Genomic DNA, 21,503 nt, shown 5'->3' on the forward strand with positions numbered 1-21,503 from the left:
GTCAGTCCGTTGCACGTTGCAGGGCTTGCGAAAAGCGGGCCCGACAATTCTTTCTGCCGACACTTGCTTGCAACGCAACCGCTCGCCGCGCCCCGGGTGGCAGGGCACCTGCAGCGCCCTTCCGCCTGGCGAGACCATCGCGACCCGCATCGCTGTTCGAGCGGCCCAGGAGCGGACGAACACGCCGCGTGATACTTGGATGCCTGCTCCGGTGACAGAGCATCGGCAGCGCTTGTCAGCGCTTGCTGCGTAACGCTTCGGCAATGGTGGAGGCCAGCATGTCGCCAGTGAGCGGCTTGCGTAGGAAGCTGTCGAAGCCGGCTTCCTGCGCACTTGGTTCGGCGACCTCGTCGGCGCGTGCAGTCACGGCGATCAACGGCATGTCGTAGCCGAAGACGCGCAACTGCCGCGCCAGCGCAAAACCATCCAGCCCGGGCAGGTCCAGATCCAGCAACGCCAGATCGAACGTGTTGTCGGCCGCTTCGGTCAGCGCCGCCAGGCCATGCGGGGCATGCACGACCGAATGCCCTTGCGCTTGCAGCAGGCCGACGATGACCTCGGCGATGGTCGGGTCGTCTTCCACCAGCAGGATGCGCTGCGGCTCGATAGCCGTCTCGGCATGCGCGGTCTCGCCACCGAGCGCGGCGTTGGAAGCCACCCAGCGCAGCGGCAGATCCACCACGAAGCGCGTCCCCGCACCGAGTCGGCTGATCACCTCGATCTGCCCGCCCATGGCGATTGCCAGCTCCTGGCAGATCGCCAAGCCCAGACCACTGCCGCCGTAGCGCGAGGTGGTTCTGGCACCATCGCCCTGCTCGAAGCGCTGGAACAGCCGCGCCTTCTGTTCGGCGTTGATGCCCGGCCCCGTGTCGGCCACTTCAAAGCGCAGGCCTTGATAGGAACCGAGCGTGGTCAACTTCAAACCGACCACGCCGCGCTCGGTGAATTTGATCGCGTTATTGAGCAGGTTGAGCAGGATCTGCCGGATGCGGGTGCAATCGCCACTGGCAGTGATATCGCCGAGCAGCCCGATCTCCAGGCTGAAGCGCAGGCCACGCTCCTGCGCCAGCGGCGCCATCAACGCCTCCACTTCGGCCACCAGCTGACGCACCGAAAACGGCTCCACATCCAGCTCCAGCCGCCCGGATTCGATGCGCGCAAGATCCAGCGCATCGTTGACCAGCCGCAACAAATGCGCGCCTGCGCGGCGGATCGACTCGGTGTAACTGCGCTGTTTGAGATCCAGCGAAGTCTTGAGCAGCAGCTCACTCATGCCCAAGACGCCCGTCATCGGCGTACGCACTTCGTGGCCCAGGGTCGCCAAAAAACGCGTCTTGGCCAGGGACGCCTGCTCGGCCACTTCCTGTTTGTGCACCGCAAGCTGCCAGGCATTCAAGCGACGCAACCGACGGCGGTACAACAAGATCGCTGCAGCAATCACGCACACGGTCAGCAGGGCCAGCAGGCTCAAGCCCCACGGCGACAGCCACCATGGCGGCAACACCTGAAAACGCAAGGTCTGGCTCGCCGACCAGATCCCGTCTGCAGTGCGCCCCTGCACTTCCAGCGTGTAACGGCCTGAAGGCAGACGCGAAAACAGGCGCTCGCCACTGGGCCCGACATCGATCCAGTCCGGGTCGTAGCCGCTCAGGCGGAAGCGGTAGCTATTGGATTCGGAGTCGGCGAAGCTGAGCAGGCGGGCGACGATATGCAAGTCGCGGTCGCCGTCCTGCATGACCAAAGGCGTGACATGACTCAGATCCAGCCCGCTCTCGCCGCGACGTAGACCCACACGTTCGATCACCAACGGCACCCGATGATCATTCGGCTTGAGTTCGGCAGGATCGAAGATCACCAGCCCATCCGGCGTCGCGCCGACGATCATGCCCTTGGACGATTGCACCAAAGAACGCGCAACGAATTGCGGATTGGGCAGGCCGTCATGAACCCCGAACACGCGCACGCCCCGCGTGGCCGGGTCAACGCGAATCAGGCCACGCATACTGGACATCCAGGCAACACCGTCGTGGTCGATCACCAGTCCCTGTGGCGCAAGCGCAGGGAAGTTCTGCTCGGGGCCCACTGTATCTAGATGTTGCAGGGTGCCGTTCTTCCACAAATAGCGGCGGAGCTTCCCTAGCCCGGCAAACCAGGCGATCTGGTTGTCGCTGAAGCGAAAAGTGAAGATAGGTTCGTCGGGTGCGCCGGCAATGCGCTCGAAGCGCGCAACCGACGCGTTCCAGCGCTGCAGACCACGATTACTGGCCAGCCAGAGCGCTCCGTCCGGCCCAGCCTGCAGGTCGTAAACCACCAGATCTGCTGCAAGGCCGTGGGTCCCGCGCAACATGGTGCGCAGCAAGCGACCTTGTTCGTCCCGCTCTTGTAGCCCAAGCGTGGCATGGACCCAGATGTGACCATCGGCGGTCTGCTGCAGCGCTTCCAAGGAAGCGTCCAGTGTCGCGTCCTGTGCAGCCGCGCCCGAGCCGCTTGCTGCAGCCTTCCAGTGCTGCACCTGGCCAGTGGCGGGATCAAAGCGCACCAGCTCGGCAAACTGCCCGACCCAGACGTTACCCTTGCGATCCTCCAGCACGCTATTGGACCAGCTGGCAGACCCCAGGGTGGGCAATACACGCTCGATTTTGCCGGTGGCAGGATCTACGCGTTCGAGCACGCCCGAGGTGCCCACCAACCACATCCGACCATCGCGCGATTTTGCAGTGCCCTGGATCGCCAGGTTGCCACCTTGGCCACCGTCGTCCATGTAGTTGAAAACTACCGCGAAACGATGCCAGTTCGAGGGGAGATGCCAGAGCCCACCGTTGGGGCTGGCAAACCATACACCGCCCTCGCGATCCTGATATGCCGATTCCCAGTTGGGACGGATACGCCCGTGCGCAGACAGACTGTACAGGGGGACATTGCGCACCTCCGCACCAGTCGTATGGCCTAGGCCGGCCAGGGTGTCCAGCCAATAGCTGCCGTCCTGGTCGCGCAACAACACGCCCAATACCGGATATTCTGCAGGTGCCTGCCAACGGTGCGGACTGAGATGACCACTTGGATCGCGCCGAAACAGCTTGTCGTCGCTGGTCCCGATCCAGATGCTGCCATCGGCATCGGCAGTTAGCCGGGTGATGATCTGTGCGGTGCCATCCGGAAATGCCTGCCGCTCGAAGTCATTACCCGTCCAATGCGCAGCACCATCGGCGGTACCGATCCAAAGTGTGCCGCGGGTATCGACATCGAGCCGATAGATCGCGTTGTCGGGCAAGCTGCGCGGATCGTCGGCACGATGTGCGAAATGCTCCAGCGAACCATCCGGCCGCAGCCGGTATAGCCCACTCATTTCAGTGCCGAACCATATGCTGCCGTCGTCGGTAGACTTGATGTTCCAGATCGCAGCGCCGCGAAGTTCCGGATAGCGCGCACCATCATAGAAAGTGAATTGATGGCGTGCGGGGTCCAGCATCGCAAGGCCTGCCATGCCGGTCCCGATCCAGACCCGGTTGCGCTTGTCGACGTGAACCGCCCAGATCTGGTTGTCGCGCAAACCGTCTTCGATGCGCCAGATACGGAAGTTTCGCCCGTCGTAACGCGCTAACCCATCGCTGCTGGCCAGCCACAAATATCCATTGGCATCCTCATCGAAGCCGTACACCACGTTGGATGGCAGCCCGTCGGCCACGGTCAGCTGCCGCGGCTGCGGCAGTACCGGCACGCCGGCCAGCGTAAGACTCGGCCAGCCTGACGTGACGGCCAGGCAAAGCAGTAATAAAGCCCGCGTCATCAAGGCTTTCAGCGGCATGCGACGACTGGGGTGTTGTGGTGGTAGCAGCATGCGCTCGCGTGTCCTTTGCACGCATAGTGCGGACCTTGCCTGATGCTGGCAACACACAGAAGCGCGCAACGGTGATCGTTTACAGCAGGCAGGCATCGTACGGCCGTCTTTACGCGATGCGATGCCCGATGAGCACCGGCATCGTCAACGCATCGGGGCCGTGCACCCACGCTAGGTCGTCGCCTGCATGCCGGCGGCTGCGCGCGCAGCCGTAATCGCTTCCATCAGCAGATCGGCAGTGACCGGTTTGCGCAGGAATCCGTCGAAACCTGCGGCCTTGGCCTGGGTCTGCGCGGCGCTGTCAGCGCGTGCCGTGACTGCCAGCAGCGGGAAGCGATGGCCAAGTTGGCGCAGCTGCGATGCCAGGGCAAAGCCGTCCAGCCCGGGGAGATCCAGATCCAGCAGCGCGATGTCGAACCTGCCATCCACCGTTTCCGACAATGCAGCCAGCCCATGCGCGGCATGCACCACGCGGTGACCTCGATTGGTCAACAAGCCGCTGATCACCTCCGCCACGGTCGGGTCGTCTTCCACCAGCAGGATGCGCAGCGGCTCGCCTGCAGGCGCCTGCACCTGGCCGGTGGCGATACGTGTGCCGGAGCGGTCGATCGGCAAGGGCAGATCCACGGTGAACTGGGTGCCGACGCCAAGCCGGCTGCGCACGCGGATTCGGCCCTTCATCGCCACGGTGAGTTCCTGGCAGATCGCCAGCCCAAGCCCGCTGCCGCCGTAGCGCGAACTGGTGCGCGCGCCCTCGCCTTGTTCGAAGCGCTGGAACAGTCGCTTCTGCTGTTCCGACCCGATGCCAGGACCCGTATCGCGCACCTTGAAGCGCAGGGCATCGCCGTGCTGGCTGACGGTGAGCGACACCTCGCCGCGTTCGGCAAACTTGATCGCATTGCCCAGCAGGTTGATCAGGATCTGACGCACCCGCGTTGCATCGCCCACGACCACCACATGCGGGGGAAGCTGATTGCGGTACTCCAAGCGCAGGCCGCGCGCGTCAGCGATGGGATGCATGAAATCAGCCAGTTCCTGGGTGAGCTGCGCGGGATCGAAGGGCTGCTGTACCAGCTCCAGTTTGCCGGCCTCGATGCGTGCCAGATCCAGTGCATCGTTGACCAAGCGCAGCAGATGCGTGCCGGCCTTGCGGATCGCATCGACATACCCGCGCTGCTTGGCATTCAGCGGCGTGGCCAGCAGCAACTCGCTCATGCCCAGCACGCCAGTCATGGGTGTACGCACTTCGTGGCCAAGCGTCGCCAGGAAATGCGATTTGGCGATCGATGCCTGCTCGGCCAGCTGTTGCCGCTGCTGTGTCAGCACCCACTCCTGCTGCCGCCGCACGCGCTTTCGCCAGGCCCAAACACTTAAGTACAGCAGCAGCATGCAGAGCGCTGCCGCCGCCAATTGCGCGGCCGTGCTCAACCACCACGGCGGCCGCACCTCCAGTTGCAACACCGGCGCAGCGACCCAATCGCCATCGCCGGCACGCGCCTGGACTTCGATGCGGTAGTCGCCAGGCGGCAATCGCGAGATCACGCGCTCGCCGCTGGCACCCTGCTCCACCCAGCGTTCGTCGTAGCCATTGACACGGTAGCGGTAATGCGCGGAGGCCGGATCGACAAACGACAACAGCCGTGCGCTGATGCGCAGATCGCGATCGCGCGCCTGCAGGATCACCGGCGCGTTGTGGGCAACCGTCTGCGGGCGCTCGGCATCGTTGCGCCGCACCTGCACCGATTCGATCACCAGACGGGCCAGCGGCGCAGGCGCAAATGGCCGCGACGGATCGAACAACACGATGCCGCTGGTCGTCAGCGCCAGCACCTGGCCGTTGGGACCAATCGCCGGCGGACGCATCGAAAACTCGCTATCTGGCAGGCCGTCGCGTGGACCGAACCGGCGGACCTGCGGCTGGCCGCGCTTGTAAGCGAACAGGCCCCGCGAGGTGGTGGCCCAGACCGTGTCGTCGCCGCCCAGCGCCAGGCCGCGTATCTCGGTAGGAGGCAGGCCGTGTTCGTGCCCGACCCGCTCCAGCAGGCGCGCCTGCCGCCCGTCCCAGCTGTAGCGTTCCAGCGCACCGGAACGCCCAACCCAGAACTCGCGCGGCGACACGAAGGCCAGCGCATAGACTTCATGATTGGCGTCCTCGATCACTGCGCGAAAGCGTTCGCCCTGCCAGACCCACACACCATCCCCGGCTGCGACCCAGGCGGTGCCATCCGGCCGCACCGTCAGTTGCTGCACCATGCCGCCGACTTCACTGAGATCGGTGCCGAAGCGGAACGTGGCCAGCAGCCGTCCATCCGCGGCACGTCGCTGTACGCCACCTTCCACGATCGAAACCCAGAATTCGCCATCGATGCCGGGTGTCATCAGTTCCACCCGATGCGTTGCGGAAACACCGATCTGCATTGCGAGCTTCTGCTGCTGGCCGGTCTCCGGGGTATAGCGCGTCACGCCATCGCGCAGCGCGATCCACAAACTGCCGCCGCCGGCCGGCAGCACCGACTGCACGGTGCCGCCGCCCAATGCGTCGCTGTGCAGGACCGGCACCAGCTCACCGTCATTGCCGAGCCGGTAGACGCCTTCGCCGGTCGTCACCAGAAAGCTGTCGCCATCGGCCACAGCGTTGACCAGATACAGGCTCTCCAGCGGCTTGCCCTGGGTCTGGAAAATGGTGGAGAACCGCCGCCAGTCCGGCGGCAAATACGCCACGCCCTGCGAAATCAGTCCGAGCCATAGCCCGCCCTGCCGGTCCTGCATCACATCGAGCACGCCGCTATGTGCGGTGAGGAAGCCGCTGCCGCGATCGCCTTCCATCAGGCGCAGCGCGGTTTCTCCCGGCGCCACCCGGAAAAATCCGTCGGCTGCACCAATCCAGTAGCCACCGTGCACATCGTGTACCACGGTCGCGGCACGCAGGGCATCGGCCCCGCTCCAGGGCGCGCGTTCCAGCGCACCAGCAGGCGTCACCCTGTACAAGCCATTGCTGGTCCCGACCCACACCGTACCGTCGGCATCCTTGCTGAGCTTGAAAACCGTCGTGCTCAGTCGGTCTGGCGCGATGCGCACGAAGCGCTCGCCGTCGCGCATCACCAACCCGCTGTCGGTGCCGATCCATAGCCGGCCGCGCGCATCGGTCAGCAGGCTCATGATGGTGTTGCTGGGCAGTCCGTCCGCCGCATCCGGTGTGGCACGGAACGCCGTCACCCGACCATTTTCTTCGCGCCGGCACAGCCCGGCACTGCTGGTTCCTACCCAGATCGCATCTTGTGCCTGGGCCAGTGCCCAGACCTGCCCATCGCATGCGCTGCCAACGTCGGGAAATGTCGTAAACGCCGAGCGCGCCGCATCCAGCATGCTCGGTGGCAAGCCGTTGATGCCAACCCATATCCGGTCGCGATCATCGACGAACAGCGTTTCCACTTCGTTGCCCGGAATCGAACTGGCGACATGCGGATCGTGCTGCCATACCTGCAAACCGATGCCGTCATAGCGCGCCAGGCCATCGCTGGTCGCCGCCCAGACATAGCCTTGCCTATCCTGCGCCAAGGCCAGCACCATGCGCGAAGGCAGGCCTTCGGCACCACCGAAGCGGCGCATGCGCGGGGTCTCGATCTGATTCACCGCCGCCGCATCCAGCCCGCTCAACAGCAAGAGCACGGCCAGCACCGACAACAGCACGTTCTTCATCGTCATCCGTGTCCCCATCGCCGCGTGTGCGCCCGGCGCTCCTTGTTGGGACTGCACTTTACCCGCTACGCCGCAGTTCTTGGTCCCAGGAACTGGCTGGCTCCCTGGCCGAGTTGCCGTTCTGCTGCCCGCTGCGACTGACCCGGCATGCGACCAAATGCTTGGCCGGCCAGTGCAGCAGGTATCTGCTGCGCATGGCACTGGTCGTGGCGAACGCACTGCTGGTTTACTGTCTGCCGTGCGGAACTAAGACAGCGCCAGCGCGAGGCTGCTGTCGCGTCCTCGCCTGGCTTGCACGTGGACCTACGCGTCGCCGGCCTCGCGTTCGCGCTGGCCATCATCGACATCGGCAAGCACCCGCGCCAAGGCCTGCGCCAGCAAATCGCCCGTGACCGGTTTGCGCAGAAAGCCATTGCAGCCGGCGGCCATCGCCTGCGGTTCGGCATCCGTGTCGGCACGTGCGGTCACGGCCACGATCGGGAAGCGCACACCGCGCGCGCGCAACTGCGCCACCAGCGCCGCACCATCGAGGCCGGGAAGATCCAGATCGCACAATCCCGCATCGAAACTGCGCGTGCTCACCTCTGCCAGCGCGGCAAGACCATGCAGCACATGCGTGACGTGATGCCCACGCGTCTGCAGCAGGCCCACGATCACCTGCGCCACGGTCGCATCGTCCTCGACCAGCAGCAGCTGCAACGGCGCTTGCTCACGCAGCGACGGAGCGCGCACTGCAGGCAGCGTGACCGCAGGCAAGGTAGACACCCAGTGCAACGGCAGCTCGACCACAAAACACGCGCCCTGCCCCAATTCACTGGTGACCGTCACCGCGCCGCCCATCGCCGCGGCAAGTTCGCGGCAGATCGCCAGCCCCAGCCCACTGCCGCCGTGCCGTGCCAGCGTGAGCGCGCCTTCGGCCTGTTCAAACCGCTGGAACAGCCGTCCGCGCTGCTCGGCGCTCATGCCCGGCCCGGTGTCGCGCACTTCCACGCGCAGACCCTGCCGGGTGTACTGCGGCAACGTGGTAAGGCGCAGGTGCACGCTACCGCGCTCGGTGAACTTGACCGCATTGAACAGCAGATTCAGCAGGATCTGCTGCACGCGACTGGCATCGCCATGCAATGCCGGTGGCAATGCCTCGTCGAGCTCGCACTGGAAGGCCAGCTGCTTCTGCTCGGCACTCGGGCGCACCAGTTCCACCACCTGGCCGACCAACTGGCGCAGATCGAAATCGCGGTAATCCAGCGGCAATTTGCCCGCTTCGATCCGGGCCAGATCCAGTGCATCGTTGACCAGACGCAGCAGGTGCTTGCCGGCCAGCTGGATCGCGCTTGCATAGCCTTGCTGACGGCCATCCAATGGGGTCTGCAGCAGCAACTCGCTCATGCCCAGCACACCGGTCATCGGCGTGCGCACCTCGTGACCCAACGTTGCCAGAAAGCGCGTTTTGGCCAGCGATGCCTGCTCGGCCAACTCGCGCTTGTGTTGCGCCAGCTGCCATTGCGCGCGCATGCGAATACGTCGCCGATATGCGGCGGCCAGCAAGGCGCTCAACAGCAATCCGGAAAACCCAATCGCCGCAATCCCGATCTCGCTACGCCACCAGGGCGGCCTGACCGAAAACTGCAGCGAACGTACCTGCGAGCGATTGCCCAGCGGGTCGATGCCCTGCAGCGCAAGCGCGTAGTTGCCGGCAGGCAGGCTGGCGAATTCGCGGATGCCGGTGTTGCCTATGGTCTGCCAGTCCGTATCGAAGCCTTTCAGGAAGCTGCGATACCGATTGGACAGCGGGTCGCTGTAAGACAGCAGGCGGCTGACGATCTGCAGCTGGCGGTCCTCCGGGCCCAGCTGGAACGGGCGGTCCATCGGCAAGGCGATGCGTGCGCCATTGCGCAGCACGCTGACGTGTTCCAGCTGCAGTGCCGGTACGAACGGGGCAACATCCGGCATTGCCGTATCCAGCAGCACGGTAGAGCCATCGCTGGTTGCCCCGATCAAGGTGTCGCCCGAGGTCAACAGGCAATGCTGGATGAACTCCTGACTGGTGAGGCCATCGCGCGTGCCGATATTGCGGACCCGCGCCGGATGCACCGAGGGATCGATCCGCCAAAGCCCGCGCAGACTGGAAATCCAGACACGGCCACGCGGGTCGATCTGCATGGCAGAGGCATCGAACCCGCTCAGTCCATCCGCTTCGCCTACCTGACGCACGCGCTTCCAGCCGGCGGCGCGCTTTTGCCACTGCTCTGCACCGGAGGCGCGATATACCCAAAGTGTGTCCGCAGACTGGCTGGCGAATGCCTGGATCGGCGTCCCCTCAAGCCCTGCCACCGGCACGAAGCGGCCTGTCGCGTCGTCCCATGCGAACATGCCGCCCTCGCCGGCCACCCAGACGCGTCCGTCGGGGCCCTGGTCCAGTTGTTGGATGTCGATCGCGCGTAGGCCATGCAGGTCTTGTTGGGTCATCCGCTGCAAGACCTTGCCGGTGCGCAGGTCGCGCTGCTGCACCATGTCGATGAAGGCCATCCAGACGGTGTCGCCATGCTCCATGATCCATTCCGGCGCCGACAACGCCGATGACGGCTCGGGCCCATCGGACGGCCAGTGCACGAAGTCACCGGTACGCAGGTCCATCCGCGAAAGGCCAAAGGTCAAATTCCCCAGCCACACCCGTTGCAGGCGATCTTCCAATGCCGACACCAACTCCATCCCTTTGAGCTGCGGCGACTGCAGGCCTGTCTGGAACGAATCGCCGGTGCTCGGATCCACGCGCAACAGACGCCCCTGCGCATCGACCTGCCATAAGCCCCCTGAGCGCTTGGCAGGCGCCAGGTTGCAATAGATCGCATCGCCCATCGGCACCGCGGGCTTGAGCACGGCACTGCGTTTCCAGTCGGCTGGCAGATACCCAAGCCCGGTGCCATGCATGGGCACCCACAGGCCGCCATCGGCCGCCCCCATCAAGCCGATCACGTTACGACGCGACAGCGGCCCCTCCCCGCTCAGGGCGGGCACCGGTGGACGCTCTCCGCGCGTGCGCCAAAGACCACGTCCGCTGCCCAGCCAGAATTCGCCATCCGGCGTCGCGACTGCGCCCCAGAACTCATTACCGTTGCCGAACATCGTTGACCAGGCAAGCGGTTGCCAGCGACCGTCGGCGCGCAGCACATGCAATCCCGATTCGCTTCCCAGCCACAAACGGTCCCCGGCCCACTGCAAACCGAAGATGGCCGCTTCCCGGTTTGGCTCGTCCGCGACGTATTGGCGGTGCAGTTGCGTGCCGTCGTAATAGGCCAGGCCATTGCTGGTACCGATCCACAGGCGGTGCTGGTTGTCCACCGCCAGGTTCATGACCATGGCGTGATCCAGCGCGCCTTCGATCCCGCCCAGGTTCACCGACGACATTCCTCCGTCGGCACCGATTCGCACCAGCGCACCGGTGGTGGTGCCGGCCCAGATGCCGCCATCGAATGCGGCGATGCTGAAGATCTCGCCGTCCTTCAGCAATGGATAGTCTGCAGCGCGATAGTGAACAAAGCGCCTGCGGCCGGCATCCAGCACGCTCAGCGTCTTGCCGCAGCCCACCCAGACCCGGTCCAGCGCATCGATATGCAATGCCTGCACCGCGTTGCAGGGCAACGACCCGGGGTCGGCCGGATCGTGCCGCCAGGTCCTGAAGCCCGCGCCGTCGTACCGCACCAGACCGTCGAGCGTTCCAAGCCATAGATAGCCGGCGCGATCCTGGCTGATGGCAACCACCATCGTCGAAGGCAATCCTTCGCTGGGTCCCACGATCCGAAAGCCTGGCACTTCCGGAATCTTTGCCGCGCACGGCCAGATCGCCAACAGCACGGCCAGCACCACGATGAGTACACGCATGGGGGAATCCTTTCCTCGTCCAGCCGGCATGCTCGCAACGGATCGTTGCGAGCGCAAGCCGAGCGCGCGTTGCCGGGATATGTCTAGAATCCGCCCATGACAATCCTCGCCCGCCTATTGGTGTCCTCTGCCCTGGTTGCAACCAGCCTCGCCGCCACCGCTGCGCCTGTGCGGTATGCGCTGGATCCGGTGCATACCCGGGTGTTGTTCGCGGTGGAACATGCCGGCTTTTCCAAGGCATTGGGTACCGTTTCCGGAAGTAGCGGCACCTTGGTCTTCGACCCGGACGACTGGGCCGCCGCCCGGCTGGATGTCACCGTGCCGCTGCACCGCGCAGACCTGGGCGATGCCAAGTGGAACCAGGCCACCCTGGCACGCAACCTACTCGACGCCGAGCGCTTTCCCGACGCGCATTTCGTCTCCACGCACGTCGAGGCCAGCGGCGAAAACCACGCCAAGGTCAGCGGTAACCTGACCCTGCACGGGGTCACCCGCCCGGTCACCCTGGACGTCACCCTCAACGCGCTCAAGCGCCATCCGCTCCCGCCGTTCCGCCGTACGGCCGGTTTCTCCGCCACCGCCACGCTGAGCCGTTCCGAGTTCGGGATTGATGCCTGGAAATCGATGATCGGCGACAGCGTGGAGTTGCGCATCGAAGCCGAAGCCGTGCGCGAAGGGCGCGCCGACGAGGAGACCCACGAGCCGCAAGCCGCACCCACGCCTGCGGACGCCGCCGCCACCCAGGAATCGGGCACATGAGCATGAAGAACCTCGAGCGCTGGGGCGGTGTGAGCCAGACCCTGCACTGGTTGATCGCACTGCTGATCCTGGTGCTGGGCATCGTCGGCCTGACCATGGGCGAGCTGCCCAAGACCCCGAAATACTTCTGGGTGTACACGGCGCACAAATCGGTGGGGCTGACTGTCCTGGCCTTGGTGATCGTGCGGCTTGGGTGGCGCATCTACGCCGGCGCACCGCCGCCGGTGGCCGGTACGCCGCGCTGGCAGGAGCGCATCGCCGGGTTCACCCACTGGCTGCTGTACGCCATGATCTTCGCCATGCCGCTGTCGGGCTGGTTGTACGACTCCACCAGCGGCCTGCGGCCGTTTCGCTGGTTCGGCCTGTTCAATGTGCCCAAGCTCAGCCCCCCGGACGAACAATTGCGCGCCATTGCGCACTTCGTCCACGAATGGGGTTTCTGGTTGCTGATTGCCGTGGTATTGGCGCATGCCGGCGCTGCGTTTTACCACCACCTGTTCCAGCGCGACGCCACCCTGGCGCGGATGTTGCCGCGTGGCTGGCTGGCTCCCAAACCATAAGGATTTCCCATGTCGTCCAAGTTGTTTGTCTCTCCGATGCTGGTCGCGGCCTCGCTGGTGGCCACGTTCGCCGCCGCGCCGGTGCTGGCCGCCGATTACGTGCAGGCGCCCGGCTCCAGCCTGGTATTTGCCAGCAAGTACGACGGTGAAGTGTTCACCGGCAAGTTCCCCGGCTTCGACACCACGCTGAGTTTCGATCCGGCTAATCTTGCCGGGGCCAAGCTCGATGTGCGTATCCCGCTGGCCAGCGCGGTCAGCGGCAACAACGATCGCGATTCCACCCTGCAGGGTCCGGATTTCTTCAATGTCGCCAAGTTCGCCACTGCGCGCTACCGCGCCGACAAGTTCCGCGCCCTGGGCGGCAACCAGTACGCTGCCGACGGCACCTTGGAACTGCGCGGTGTCAGCAAGCCGGTGATGCTGACCTTTACCTGGACGCCCGGCGCGCAGCCGGTGCTGTCCGGCAAGGCCGTCGTCAAGCGGCTGGACTTTGGCGTGGGCGGCGGCGACTGGGCCGACACCAAGACCATTCCCAACGAAACCGCGATCAGCACCAAGGTCGTGTTGAAGGCGAAGTAACGCCACAGGCTGCAACCGGACGCAGCCACTGAGCGGCGGACTACTCGTCGGGTCCGCCGCTTTTTTGTGCCCACATGGCGTGGAACAGCGAGCCGGTGCTCACCGGCTGCTATAGATTGCGGAGCCGGCGCGTTGTCTTGCCGCTCCTACCGCTCGGCGACGTCGTCGTCCAGCCATGTACGCAAGCGCACGCGATCGAACGGCCAATCCAGCTCGCGTCCACGCGCATCGCGCAGCACCGGCACGCGCGCGCCGTAAACGACCTCAAGCGCCGCGTCGTCGTCGATGAACACGCTGTCGAAATCGCCTGCACGCGCCTGCGCCAGCACTTCCACGGCCTGGTCGCACAGGTGGCAATCGTCGCGCTGGTACAGGGTCAGGGGCATCGGCCGGGCTCTCATGCTGCGCTGCAGCCGTGCCGCAAGCGCCGAACGACTAGAATAGCCGCCTTTACGCTCACCTCTCCGGCACGCATGGCTGTCAGCACGTTCGACCTGTTCAAGATCGGTATCGGCCCAAGTTCCTCCCACACCGTGGGGCCGATGCGCGCCGCCGAGCGCTTCGTGCATCGCTGGCTGCTCAATGCCGGGCGCCTGCAAGACGTGGTGCGCATCCGCGCCGAAGTCTTCGGCTCGCTCGCCCTGACCGGCCGCGGCCATGGCACCGACAAGGCGGTGCTGCTCGGGCTGGAGGGCCACCGCCCCAACCTGATCGACCCGGACATCATCCCCGCCACGCTGGAGCGCATTCGTACCAGCAAGCGCATCACCTTGATGGGCCAGCACGCCATCGTCTTCGACGAAAAGCGCGACCTGCCGATGAACAAGCGGCAGAAGCTGCCGTACCACACCAACGGCATGCGCTTTACCGCCTACGATGCCGATGAAGCCGTCATCGCCACACGCGATTACTATTCGGTCGGCGGCGGCTTCGTGGTCAATCAGGACGACGCCGCAGACGACCGCATCGTGGCCGACGAAACGCCGCTGCCCTACCCGTTCCTCAGCGGCGACGAACTGCTGGCGCAGTGCGCGCGCAGCGGCCTGAGCATTGCCGCGCTGATGTTCGAGAACGAAAAGAGCTGGCGCAGCGAAGAGGAGATCCGTGCGGGCCTGCGCGAACTGTGGAATGCGATGCAGTCCTGCGTGAAGCGCGGCATCCGCGAAGAAGGCACGCTACCGGGCGGCCTGAATGTCTCCCGCCGCGCACCAGCGCTGTACCGCGAACTGTCCTCCAAGCCGGAGGCGGCCATGCGCGACCCGTTGACCACGCTGGATTGGGTCAACCTGTACGCACTGGCCGTCAACGAAGAAAACGCCGCCGGCGGCCGCGTGGTCACCGCGCCGACCAACGGCGCGGCCGGCATCATTCCGGCGGTGCTGCATTATTTCGACCGCTTCTGCGCAGGCGCATCCGAACAACGCATCTTCGATTTCCTGCTCACCGCAGCGGCCATCGGCATTCTCTACAAGGAAAACGCCTCGATTTCCGGTGCCGAAGTCGGCTGCCAGGGCGAAGTGGGCGTGGCCTGCTCGATGGCCGCCGGCGGCCTGGTTGCCGCACTCGGCGGCAACCCCGGGCAGATCGAAAACGCCGCGGAAATCGGCATGGAACACAACCTGGGCCTGACCTGCGACCCGATCGGCGGGCTGGTACAGATTCCGTGCATCGAACGCAACGCCATGGGCGCGGTGAAGGCCATCAACGCCAGCCGCATGGCCATGCGTGGCGACGGCAAGCACAAGGTCTCGCTGGACAAGGTCATCAAGACCATGCGCGACACCGGCCGCGACATGCAGGATAAGTACAAGGAAACCAGCCGCGGCGGGCTGGCGGTGAACGTCATCGAATGCTGAGCCAATCGTAGGCGGAGTGCTGCTCAACCCAGCGCGCGCAGCGACGAAAGAATCCGCTCCACGGATGCATGCCCTTGCACTGCCGTTCTCGTGCACGCAGGAAGAAGATGCGTGAAATGCAGAGAGGGGACGCACCAGCCGCGGGAAACGCGCTGCCCTGCTCCCGCACGCGGGAGAAGGTGCGCGAAGCGTGGATGAGGGCAATAGAGATCGGCGCACGCATCGGAGCCGGGTCGCCAGTCATCGTCAGCAACGCGCCTGCAGCGCCCGCCAACCGTCACCCAGCTGTACGTTCCCACCACATTCGCCGCTGTACCGTCAGGGCCTGGATTTGGATGGAGATCACGATGCGAAAGCGTGTTTGCACCCTCATGCTCGCCCTGGCCAGTAGTCCGCTCCTGGCGCAGGAAGCCAGTTATGGCCCGCGGCTGGAAGGCTTCGACTACCCACATCCAGTCAAGACTTATGCATTCACCTCGCAACAGCAGCCGCTGGAAATGGCCTATCTGGATGTTGCGCCAACCGGCACGCCCAATGGCCATACTGCGGTGCTGTTGCATGGCAAGAACTTCTGCGCCGCCACCTGGGAAGACAGCATCGCCGCGCTAAGCAAGGCCGGCTACCGCGTCATCGCGCCAGACCAGATCGGTTTCTGCAAGTCCAGCAAGCCGGCCGCCTATCAGTTTTCGTTCGCGCAACTGGCAGACAATACGCATGCGTTATTGAAGACGCTCGGCATCGAACGTGCGGTGGTGGTCGGCCATTCGATGGGCGGCATGCTGGCCATTCGCTATGCGCTGATGTACCCGCAAGCCACCGAGCATCTGGCGCTGGTGGACCCCATCGGGCTGGAAGACTGGAAGGCCGAAGGCGTCCCCTGGCGCAGCGTGGATGCGTGGTACGACAACGAGCTGAAGACCAGCTTCGAACGGATCAAGAAGTACCAGATGGACGTGTACTACGCCGGTCAATGGAAGCCGGCATTCGAACGCTGGGCGCGCATGCAGGCCGGTATGTCGCTGGGCAAGGGCAAGCAGGCCGTGGCGTGGAATCAGGCGCTGACCTACGACATGGTGTTCAACCAGCCGGTCGTCTACGAGCTGCCCAAACTTGCGGTGCCGACCACGCTGTTCATCGGCCTCAAGGATCGCACCGCCATCGGCAAGGACACCGCACCGCCCGAGGTCAAGGCACGCGTGGGCGATTACACCAAGCTGGGCAAGCGCGCGGCAGCCGCGATTCCGAATGCGAAACTGATCGAGTTCGCCGATCTGGGCCATTCGCCACAGGTGCAGGACCCGGCCCGCTTCAATGCTGCGCTGTTGAAGGCGATCGCGCCGTAATGCTGTGGGTCTATGCGAGGGCAACGGTCGGTCGCCCTCGCATCTTCACCGCCGCCGGTCGAAACCGGCTGCAGCCAGCACCGATGGGCAGATCGCGCCGGCACGGCAGTTAGTTGTAAACACGCACGCGCCAACTTTCATCCATCACGCACCCATCTCCGGCATCCGATCATCTTGCGACCACGCCCAGATCGAACGAGCGGTCGCCTGCAACCCGCACATTCGAGGCTCCAAGGTGTCGGCACGCGCCGCGTTGATATCGCGCGCGCCGCAGCGCCGCAAGGCGCACGGCAACGCACCGGCGTCAGCTCGGTCGCGCCATCAGCCGGCCACGATCCGCAGCACGTCATCCAGCAACGCCGCTGCAGTCACCTCGGCGCCCGCGCCCGGGCCCTGGATCAGCAGCGGCTGCGCGCGATAGCGGTCACTGCTGATCGCCACGCGGTTGTCGGTCCCGGCACCGCCGGCCAGGGGGTGGTCCAGCGCCAGCTCACGCAATCCCACGCTTGCACCATGCGCGTCCACACGGCCGACAAAGCGCAGGCAACGCCCTGCCGCACGCGCCTGTTGCCAACGCGCGCCCACCACCGCATCCAGCGCGCCCAACTGCGCATCCAGTTCAGCAAGCGGCGCCTTGGCAATGACGGCAGGCACCAGCGATTCCACATGCACCTGCTCGGCTTCCAGTTGCCACCCCGCGGCACGCGCCAGGATCAGCAGCTTGCGCCGCACATCCTCGCCAGAGAGATCGATGCGTGGATCCGGCTCGGTATAACCAGCCGCCATCGCTTCGCGCACGCAGGCGGAAAACGCGCCACTGCCGTCGTAGCGATGAAACAGCCACGCCAACGATCCGGACAACACGCCTTCGATCGAATGAATGCGATCCCCGCCGGCAACCAAGGCGCGCACGCTGCTCAACACCGGTAGCCCGGCGCCCACAGTGGCGCTGTCGCCGTAATACGCGCCGCTGGCATGGCGGGCCGCATGCAGCGCCTGCGCACGCGACAACGCGGTGCCCTGGCCCAGTTTGTTGGCGGTGACCACATGCACACCGCGCTGCAACCACTCGACATGCCAATCGGCCACGACATCGCTGGCAGTCGCATCCACCAGTACATCGCCGGCACGCAGTGCGGTGGTTTCTGCCCAGGGCTGCAAGAGCGTTTGCCCGCGCGGCGCCGCATTGGCGTGCTGCAGGGCCTGCTCGGCGCTGACGCCACAATCCTGCGCAATACGCGAATTGGCCAGCCAATCGAAGCGCGGCAAGCGCAGTTGGCGCTGCTGCAGCGCGGTGTAGCGCGTCACGAACGCGCGCCCCACGGTGCCGGTCCCCAGCAAGGCCAGGCGCGGTGTGGGCGTCACTGCTGCGACCGGAGCGCGGCGCGAAACGGGCAGGACATTGCTCACGCGTCGACCTGTTTGCGGCTGGCGGTGGTTAGGGTCGCTTCGGCACGGGCCAGGCCGGCGCGCAGATCGATCAGCAGATCGTCGGCCGATTCGATCCCGATCGACAAGCGCAGCAAGCCATCGAAAATACCGGCTGCCGCACGCGCTTCGGCGGTCATTGCCGCGTGCGTCATCGAGGCAGGATGCGCGATCAGGCTTTCCACGCCGCCCAACGATTCGGCCAGGGTGAAGTAACGCAAGCCATCGACGAACGCACGCACGGCCGCTTCGCCGCCTTCCAGCTCGAAACTCATCATCGCCCCGAAGCCCTTCTGCTGACGCGCGGCCAGTGCATGGCCCGGATGCGAGGCCAGCCCCGGAAAATACACCCGATTCACCGCCGCATGGCCGTCCAGCAACGCAGCGATCGCATCGGCGTTTTCCTGATGCACGCGCAGCCGGGCATCCAGCGTGCGCAGACCGCGCAAGGTAAGGAAGGCATCGAACGGCGAGCCGGTCAGGCCCAACGCATTGGCCCACCACACCAGTTGCTGATGCAGTTGGGCATCGCGTGCCACCACCGCACCGCCCACCACATCGCTATGGCCGTTGATGTATTTGGTGGTGGAGTGCAGGACCAGATCGGCACCGAAATCCAGCGGCTTCTGCAGCGCAGGCGACAGGAAGGTGTTGTCCACCACCGTCAATGCGCCGACCTTCCTTGCAGCTTCGATGACAAAGCGCAGATCGGTGATGCGCAGCAGCGGGTTGGACGGGGTTTCGATCAGCACCAGCTTGGGCGACTGCGCCAATGCGTCGGCCAGCGAACGCGGATCGGTCAGATCCGCGGTGATCAGCGCGAAGTGGCCTTTCTTGGCCAACGCATTGAACAGGCGCCAGCTGCCGCCGTACGCATCATGCGGCACCACCAGCGTATCGCCGGGTTGCAGCACCGCGTTGAGCACCAGATTGATCGCGCCCATGCCGGTGGAGGTGATCACGCCGCCCGCGCCGCCTTCCAGTTCGGCCAGCGCTTCGCCTAACAGGTCGCGGGTCGGATTGCCGCTGCGGGTGTAGTCGTACTGGCGCTTGTTGCCAAAACCATCGAACGAGAAATTCGACGACAGCACGATCGGCGGGGTCACTGCCCCGTAGGCGGTGTCGCGATCGATACCGGCACGCACGGCGGCGGTGGCAGCAGTACAGGGGGCGTCGGTGGGGTCACGAAAGCTCATGCGGTTTCTCCGGTGCTGCGAAGGGCGGTAGTGAGGATTGCGTCGATGCGATCGATTTCTTTCAGGAAGGCGTCGTGCCCATACGGCGAGCGCAACACGCGCAGGCTGCCGCGCGGGCCGAGGCCTTCGACCAGGCTGACCATGTCGGCCAGCGGTACCAGGCGGTCGCCCTCCACCGCCACCACCACGGTGGGCACGCGCACTTGCGCGGGGTCGATGCGATGCAGGTCGATCGATTCGGACAGGCGCAGATACGCGTTCACCGGCGTGCGCGCTACGTACTGCGCACCGGCGGCGTCCAGATAGTCCTCGGCGGCCACACGCACGCGGCCGTTGATGACCTCCGGCGGCGCATCGAAGCGCTCGCTGAATTCTTCCGGCGTGCGGTAGCTGAGCATGGCGAACTGACGCGCCAGCGCCAGGCCATGCTGCTCCGCGCACTGCAGCTGGCCCAGCGCCACCGCGCGGCGCTGCAGGGCACGCCAGGCCGCCGCATACGGATGCGCGCGGTGCGCGCCGCTCACCGCGACCAGGGTGCCGACACGGGCCGCATGGCGAATTGCAAATTGCAATCCCACCAGCGCACCGTAGGAATAGCCGACAAAGCCATGCAAGCGTCCGATGCCCAGCGCGTCCAGCAAGGCGGCAATCGCATCGGCCTGATCGGCGGTATCGATCGGCGCGTCCAGGTTGCCATCGGCACCGAGAAAGTCGAATGCCAGCAGGCGACGCGCGGCAGGATCCAGTGCGCGGCCATCGCCGACCAGCCCATCCACCCAGCCCTTTTCGGGGAACAGGTCGCTGGCGGCCAGATGGCGGTGCGCGGAAATGCCGCCGGCCACGAACACCACCGGCGCATTGGCCGCGCCGATCAGTTCATAGCGCAGCCGCAGCTCGCGCATGCCGGCATGGCGCATCGGCAGGGCGATGACGCGTTCGCCGCGCACGGCAGTGATGCCGTCGTCGCTGCTGGCGGGGGTGTCAACGAAATCGTTGGTAGACGGCGATGCTGTGTTCACGAGGCTCATGGCGGTATCCAGGTGGATCGGCCATCGAGCTTCGCGGAGCTCGCGTTCGACGTGCGCAAGGCACGATTCGAACCATCTTTCGGCGGACGCGGAGGTCCCCGCAGGATTTGGCACCAAACGCGGACGCTTGCGCGCTCCGCTGGCTGCCCCGGCATCAAAGGGCCTGTCCCTCCGCCGGTCTCGATGGTGAGGCTAAGATGCCACCGGAATTTTGCGATGTCAATCTCTTCATGCGGATGGAAAGATATATTTTCATCCGATACCACTCCGGTCGATGTTGGGCCGCATACTTGCGCCCCCTTGCTCGAGTCGATGGCGTGCCCTACCACGTGTCTCGTACTGCCCTGCCCGCCCTGATCGCGGCATGCGTCCTGCTGCCGGCCTGGGCACCTGCGGCACCCGCACAACAGCCTTGGCATTGGCCCGGCGCTGCAAACCACTCGCCCCAGGCACCTGACACACCACCCGCGACGGCAGCCACAGGCACTGGCGCCTCGCTGCAACTGGAATGGCAGGCACCGGTGTATCTGGCCTGGGTCACCAATCCACTGGCCGGGCCTGCGCAACTACGCCTGAGCGCACCGCCCAGCGAGGATTACCGCGCCGTGCCGCAATTACCGCTGACGCTCGAGTTGGCCGCACACGAGCGCCGCCTCGTGACCCGGCTGTATCCAGCCAGCAATCAGCGCACCCTGGGCGGTTTCGGCCTCACGCTCGAGGTGGTGCCGGGCGATCCGAGGGCCGCCCCGCAGCCGGTGCGCTATCAATTGCCATTCCACAACGTGCCGGTACAGGTGGCGCAGGGCTTTGGAGGGCAGTTCAGCCACGCCGATCCGCCCAACTGGTATGCGGTGGACTTCGCAATGCCGCAGGGCACGCCGGTGCTGGCAGCGCGCGAGGGCGTGGTCATGGAAGTGCAGCGCGATGTCCTCGACAGCACCCCAAGCGACCCCGCCGCTGGCGGCGGCAACCTGGTGCGCGTCCTGCATGCCGACGGCAGCATGGCCCTGTACGCCCACTTGGCGCCCGACGGCGTGGCGGTGCGACCTGGCCAGGCGGTGCGCACCGGCGAACGGCTTGGCGCCTCAGGCAATACCGGCTTCAGCACCGCGCCGCATCTGCATTTTGCAATCCAGCGCAATGCCGACATGCAGTTGCTCTCGTTGCCGTTCCGCATGCTCGGCCCGCAGGGCGAGCTGCGGTTTCCCTCGCCGGCGCCCTGACCGCCGCAGGCTGGACCGACGTCCGCCGCCCAAATCGCCGAGCCCAACCCCTGCCGCAAAAGCGTGCCGCAGCGAAGCCGCTATAATCGTCGGCTTCCTCAGTTTCCGCAGGCGT

At 65.4% G+C, this 21,503-nt stretch carries 13 protein-coding genes and 1 riboswitch; of the genes, 6 read left to right on the forward strand and 7 right to left on the reverse strand.

Annotated features, from left to right (window positions below; all coding sequences use genetic code 11):
- Positions 1-235 precede the first annotated feature (235 nt).
- The 3 genes from ACCQ15_RS15130 to ACCQ15_RS15140 all read right to left on the reverse strand — a co-directional run bounded on the left by ACCQ15_RS15130 (position 236) and on the right by ACCQ15_RS15140 (position 11,416).
- Positions 236-3,805, reverse strand: a complete 3,570-nt coding sequence (locus ACCQ15_RS15130; protein WP_372380734.1) for a ligand-binding sensor domain-containing protein — start codon at positions 3,803-3,805, stop codon at positions 236-238.
- Positions 3,806-4,009: 204 nt separating this feature from the next.
- Positions 4,010-7,537, reverse strand: coding sequence for a sensor histidine kinase (locus ACCQ15_RS15135; RefSeq protein ID WP_372381568.1), 3,528 nt, complete (start codon positions 7,535-7,537; stop codon positions 4,010-4,012).
- Positions 7,538-7,840: 303 nt separating this feature from the next.
- Positions 7,841-11,416, reverse strand: coding sequence for a hybrid sensor histidine kinase/response regulator (locus tag ACCQ15_RS15140; protein WP_372380735.1), 3,576 nt, complete (start codon positions 11,414-11,416; stop codon positions 7,841-7,843).
- 96 nt (positions 11,417-11,512) lie between these two features.
- On the opposite strand from ACCQ15_RS15140, the gene ACCQ15_RS15145 reads away from it, so the two are divergent.
- The 3 genes from ACCQ15_RS15145 to ACCQ15_RS15155 are packed head-to-tail and all read left to right on the forward strand — an operon-like array spanning position 11,513 to position 13,314.
- Entirely contained in the window at positions 11,513-12,175 is a 663-nt protein-coding gene (locus ACCQ15_RS15145) for a YceI family protein (RefSeq protein WP_372363421.1), read from the forward strand.
- A complete protein-coding gene (locus ACCQ15_RS15150) occupies positions 12,172-12,735 on the forward strand; it encodes a cytochrome b (RefSeq protein WP_008575305.1) in 564 nt (187 codons plus the stop codon). Before ACCQ15_RS15145 ends, ACCQ15_RS15150 begins: the two co-directional genes overlap by 4 nt.
- A 9-nt stretch (positions 12,736-12,744) precedes the next feature.
- The gene (locus ACCQ15_RS15155) at positions 12,745-13,314 is read left to right on the forward strand and encodes a YceI family protein (protein WP_008575303.1); all 570 of its coding nucleotides are present in this window, start codon (positions 12,745-12,747) and stop codon (positions 13,312-13,314) included.
- Positions 13,315-13,460: 146 nt separating this feature from the next.
- Here ACCQ15_RS15155 and ACCQ15_RS15160 read toward each other — a convergent pair whose 3' ends face one another.
- Positions 13,461-13,700 carry a glutaredoxin family protein gene (locus ACCQ15_RS15160; protein ID WP_071118562.1) on the reverse strand — a complete coding sequence of 80 codons (240 nt, stop codon included), beginning with the start codon at positions 13,698-13,700 and terminating at the stop codon, positions 13,461-13,463.
- An 87-nt stretch (positions 13,701-13,787) separates the two neighbouring features.
- On the opposite strand from ACCQ15_RS15160, the gene ACCQ15_RS15165 reads away from it, so the two are divergent.
- Positions 13,788-15,170: an L-serine ammonia-lyase gene (locus tag ACCQ15_RS15165; RefSeq protein ID WP_071118561.1), complete on the forward strand. Its 1,383-nt coding sequence runs from the start codon at positions 13,788-13,790 to the stop codon at positions 15,168-15,170.
- Positions 15,171-15,505: 335 nt separating this feature from the next.
- The gene (locus ACCQ15_RS15170; RefSeq protein ID WP_057680685.1) at positions 15,506-16,513 is read left to right on the forward strand and encodes an alpha/beta fold hydrolase; all 1,008 of its coding nucleotides are present in this window, start codon (positions 15,506-15,508) and stop codon (positions 16,511-16,513) included.
- A 321-nt stretch (positions 16,514-16,834) separates the two neighbouring features.
- Here ACCQ15_RS15170 and ACCQ15_RS15175 read toward each other — a convergent pair whose 3' ends face one another.
- From ACCQ15_RS15175 to metX, 3 genes are read right to left on the reverse strand one after another with little or no spacing between them, the layout of a single operon-like run.
- Positions 16,835-17,923, reverse strand: coding sequence for a homoserine dehydrogenase family protein (locus tag ACCQ15_RS15175; protein ID WP_031423670.1), 1,089 nt, complete (start codon positions 17,921-17,923; stop codon positions 16,835-16,837).
- Entirely contained in the window at positions 17,920-19,137 is a 1,218-nt protein-coding gene (locus ACCQ15_RS15180) for an O-succinylhomoserine (thiol)-lyase (RefSeq protein WP_372380736.1), read from the reverse strand. The genes ACCQ15_RS15175 and ACCQ15_RS15180 overlap by 4 nt, the downstream gene beginning before the upstream one ends.
- The gene (gene metX / locus ACCQ15_RS15185) at positions 19,134-20,165 is read right to left on the reverse strand and encodes a homoserine O-succinyltransferase MetX (protein WP_011348198.1); all 1,032 of its coding nucleotides are present in this window, start codon (positions 20,163-20,165) and stop codon (positions 19,134-19,136) included. Before metX ends, ACCQ15_RS15180 begins: the two co-directional genes overlap by 4 nt.
- 69 nt (positions 20,166-20,234) lie before the next feature.
- Positions 20,235-20,355: riboswitch (SAM riboswitch) on the reverse strand.
- A gap of 127 nt (positions 20,356-20,482) precedes the next feature.
- Between metX and ACCQ15_RS15190 the strand changes: the two genes are divergently transcribed.
- A complete protein-coding gene (locus tag ACCQ15_RS15190) occupies positions 20,483-21,388 on the forward strand; it encodes a M23 family metallopeptidase (protein WP_209261285.1) in 906 nt (301 codons plus the stop codon).
- Positions 21,389-21,503 lie beyond the last annotated feature (115 nt).

The sequence above is a fragment of the Xanthomonas sp. NCPPB 1754 genome (genome assembly GCF_041475725.2).
In the GTDB taxonomy this organism is placed as follows: Bacteria; Pseudomonadota; Gammaproteobacteria; order Xanthomonadales; family Xanthomonadaceae; genus Xanthomonas; species Xanthomonas euvesicatoria.

Excerpts from the sequence above, each read along its gene's own strand:
- ACCQ15_RS15155 (WP_008575303.1), top strand. The coding sequence starts at position 12,745 with ATGTCGTCCAAGTTGTTTGTCTCTCCGATGCTGGTCGCGGCCTCGCTG.
- ACCQ15_RS15165 (WP_071118561.1), top strand. The coding sequence starts at position 13,788 with ATGGCTGTCAGCACGTTCGACCTGTTCAAGATCGGTATCGGCCCAAGT.
- ACCQ15_RS15135 (WP_372381568.1), bottom strand. The coding sequence starts at position 7,537 with ATGAAGAACGTGCTGTTGTCGGTGCTGGCCGTGCTCTTGCTGTTGAGC.
- ACCQ15_RS15160 (WP_071118562.1), bottom strand. The coding sequence starts at position 13,700 with ATGCCCCTGACCCTGTACCAGCGCGACGATTGCCACCTGTGCGACCAG.
- ACCQ15_RS15140 (WP_372380735.1), bottom strand. The coding sequence starts at position 11,416 with ATGCGTGTACTCATCGTGGTGCTGGCCGTGCTGTTGGCGATCTGGCCG.
- ACCQ15_RS15150 (WP_008575305.1), top strand. The coding sequence starts at position 12,172 with ATGAGCATGAAGAACCTCGAGCGCTGGGGCGGTGTGAGCCAGACCCTG.
- ACCQ15_RS15145 (WP_372363421.1), top strand. The coding sequence starts at position 11,513 with ATGACAATCCTCGCCCGCCTATTGGTGTCCTCTGCCCTGGTTGCAACC.
- ACCQ15_RS15130 (WP_372380734.1), bottom strand. The coding sequence starts at position 3,805 with ATGCCGCTGAAAGCCTTGATGACGCGGGCTTTATTACTGCTTTGCCTG.
- ACCQ15_RS15170 (WP_057680685.1), top strand. The coding sequence starts at position 15,506 with ATGGAGATCACGATGCGAAAGCGTGTTTGCACCCTCATGCTCGCCCTG.
- ACCQ15_RS15180 (WP_372380736.1), bottom strand. The coding sequence starts at position 19,137 with ATGAGCTTTCGTGACCCCACCGACGCCCCCTGTACTGCTGCCACCGCC.
- metX (WP_011348198.1), bottom strand. The coding sequence starts at position 20,165 with ATGAGCCTCGTGAACACAGCATCGCCGTCTACCAACGATTTCGTTGAC.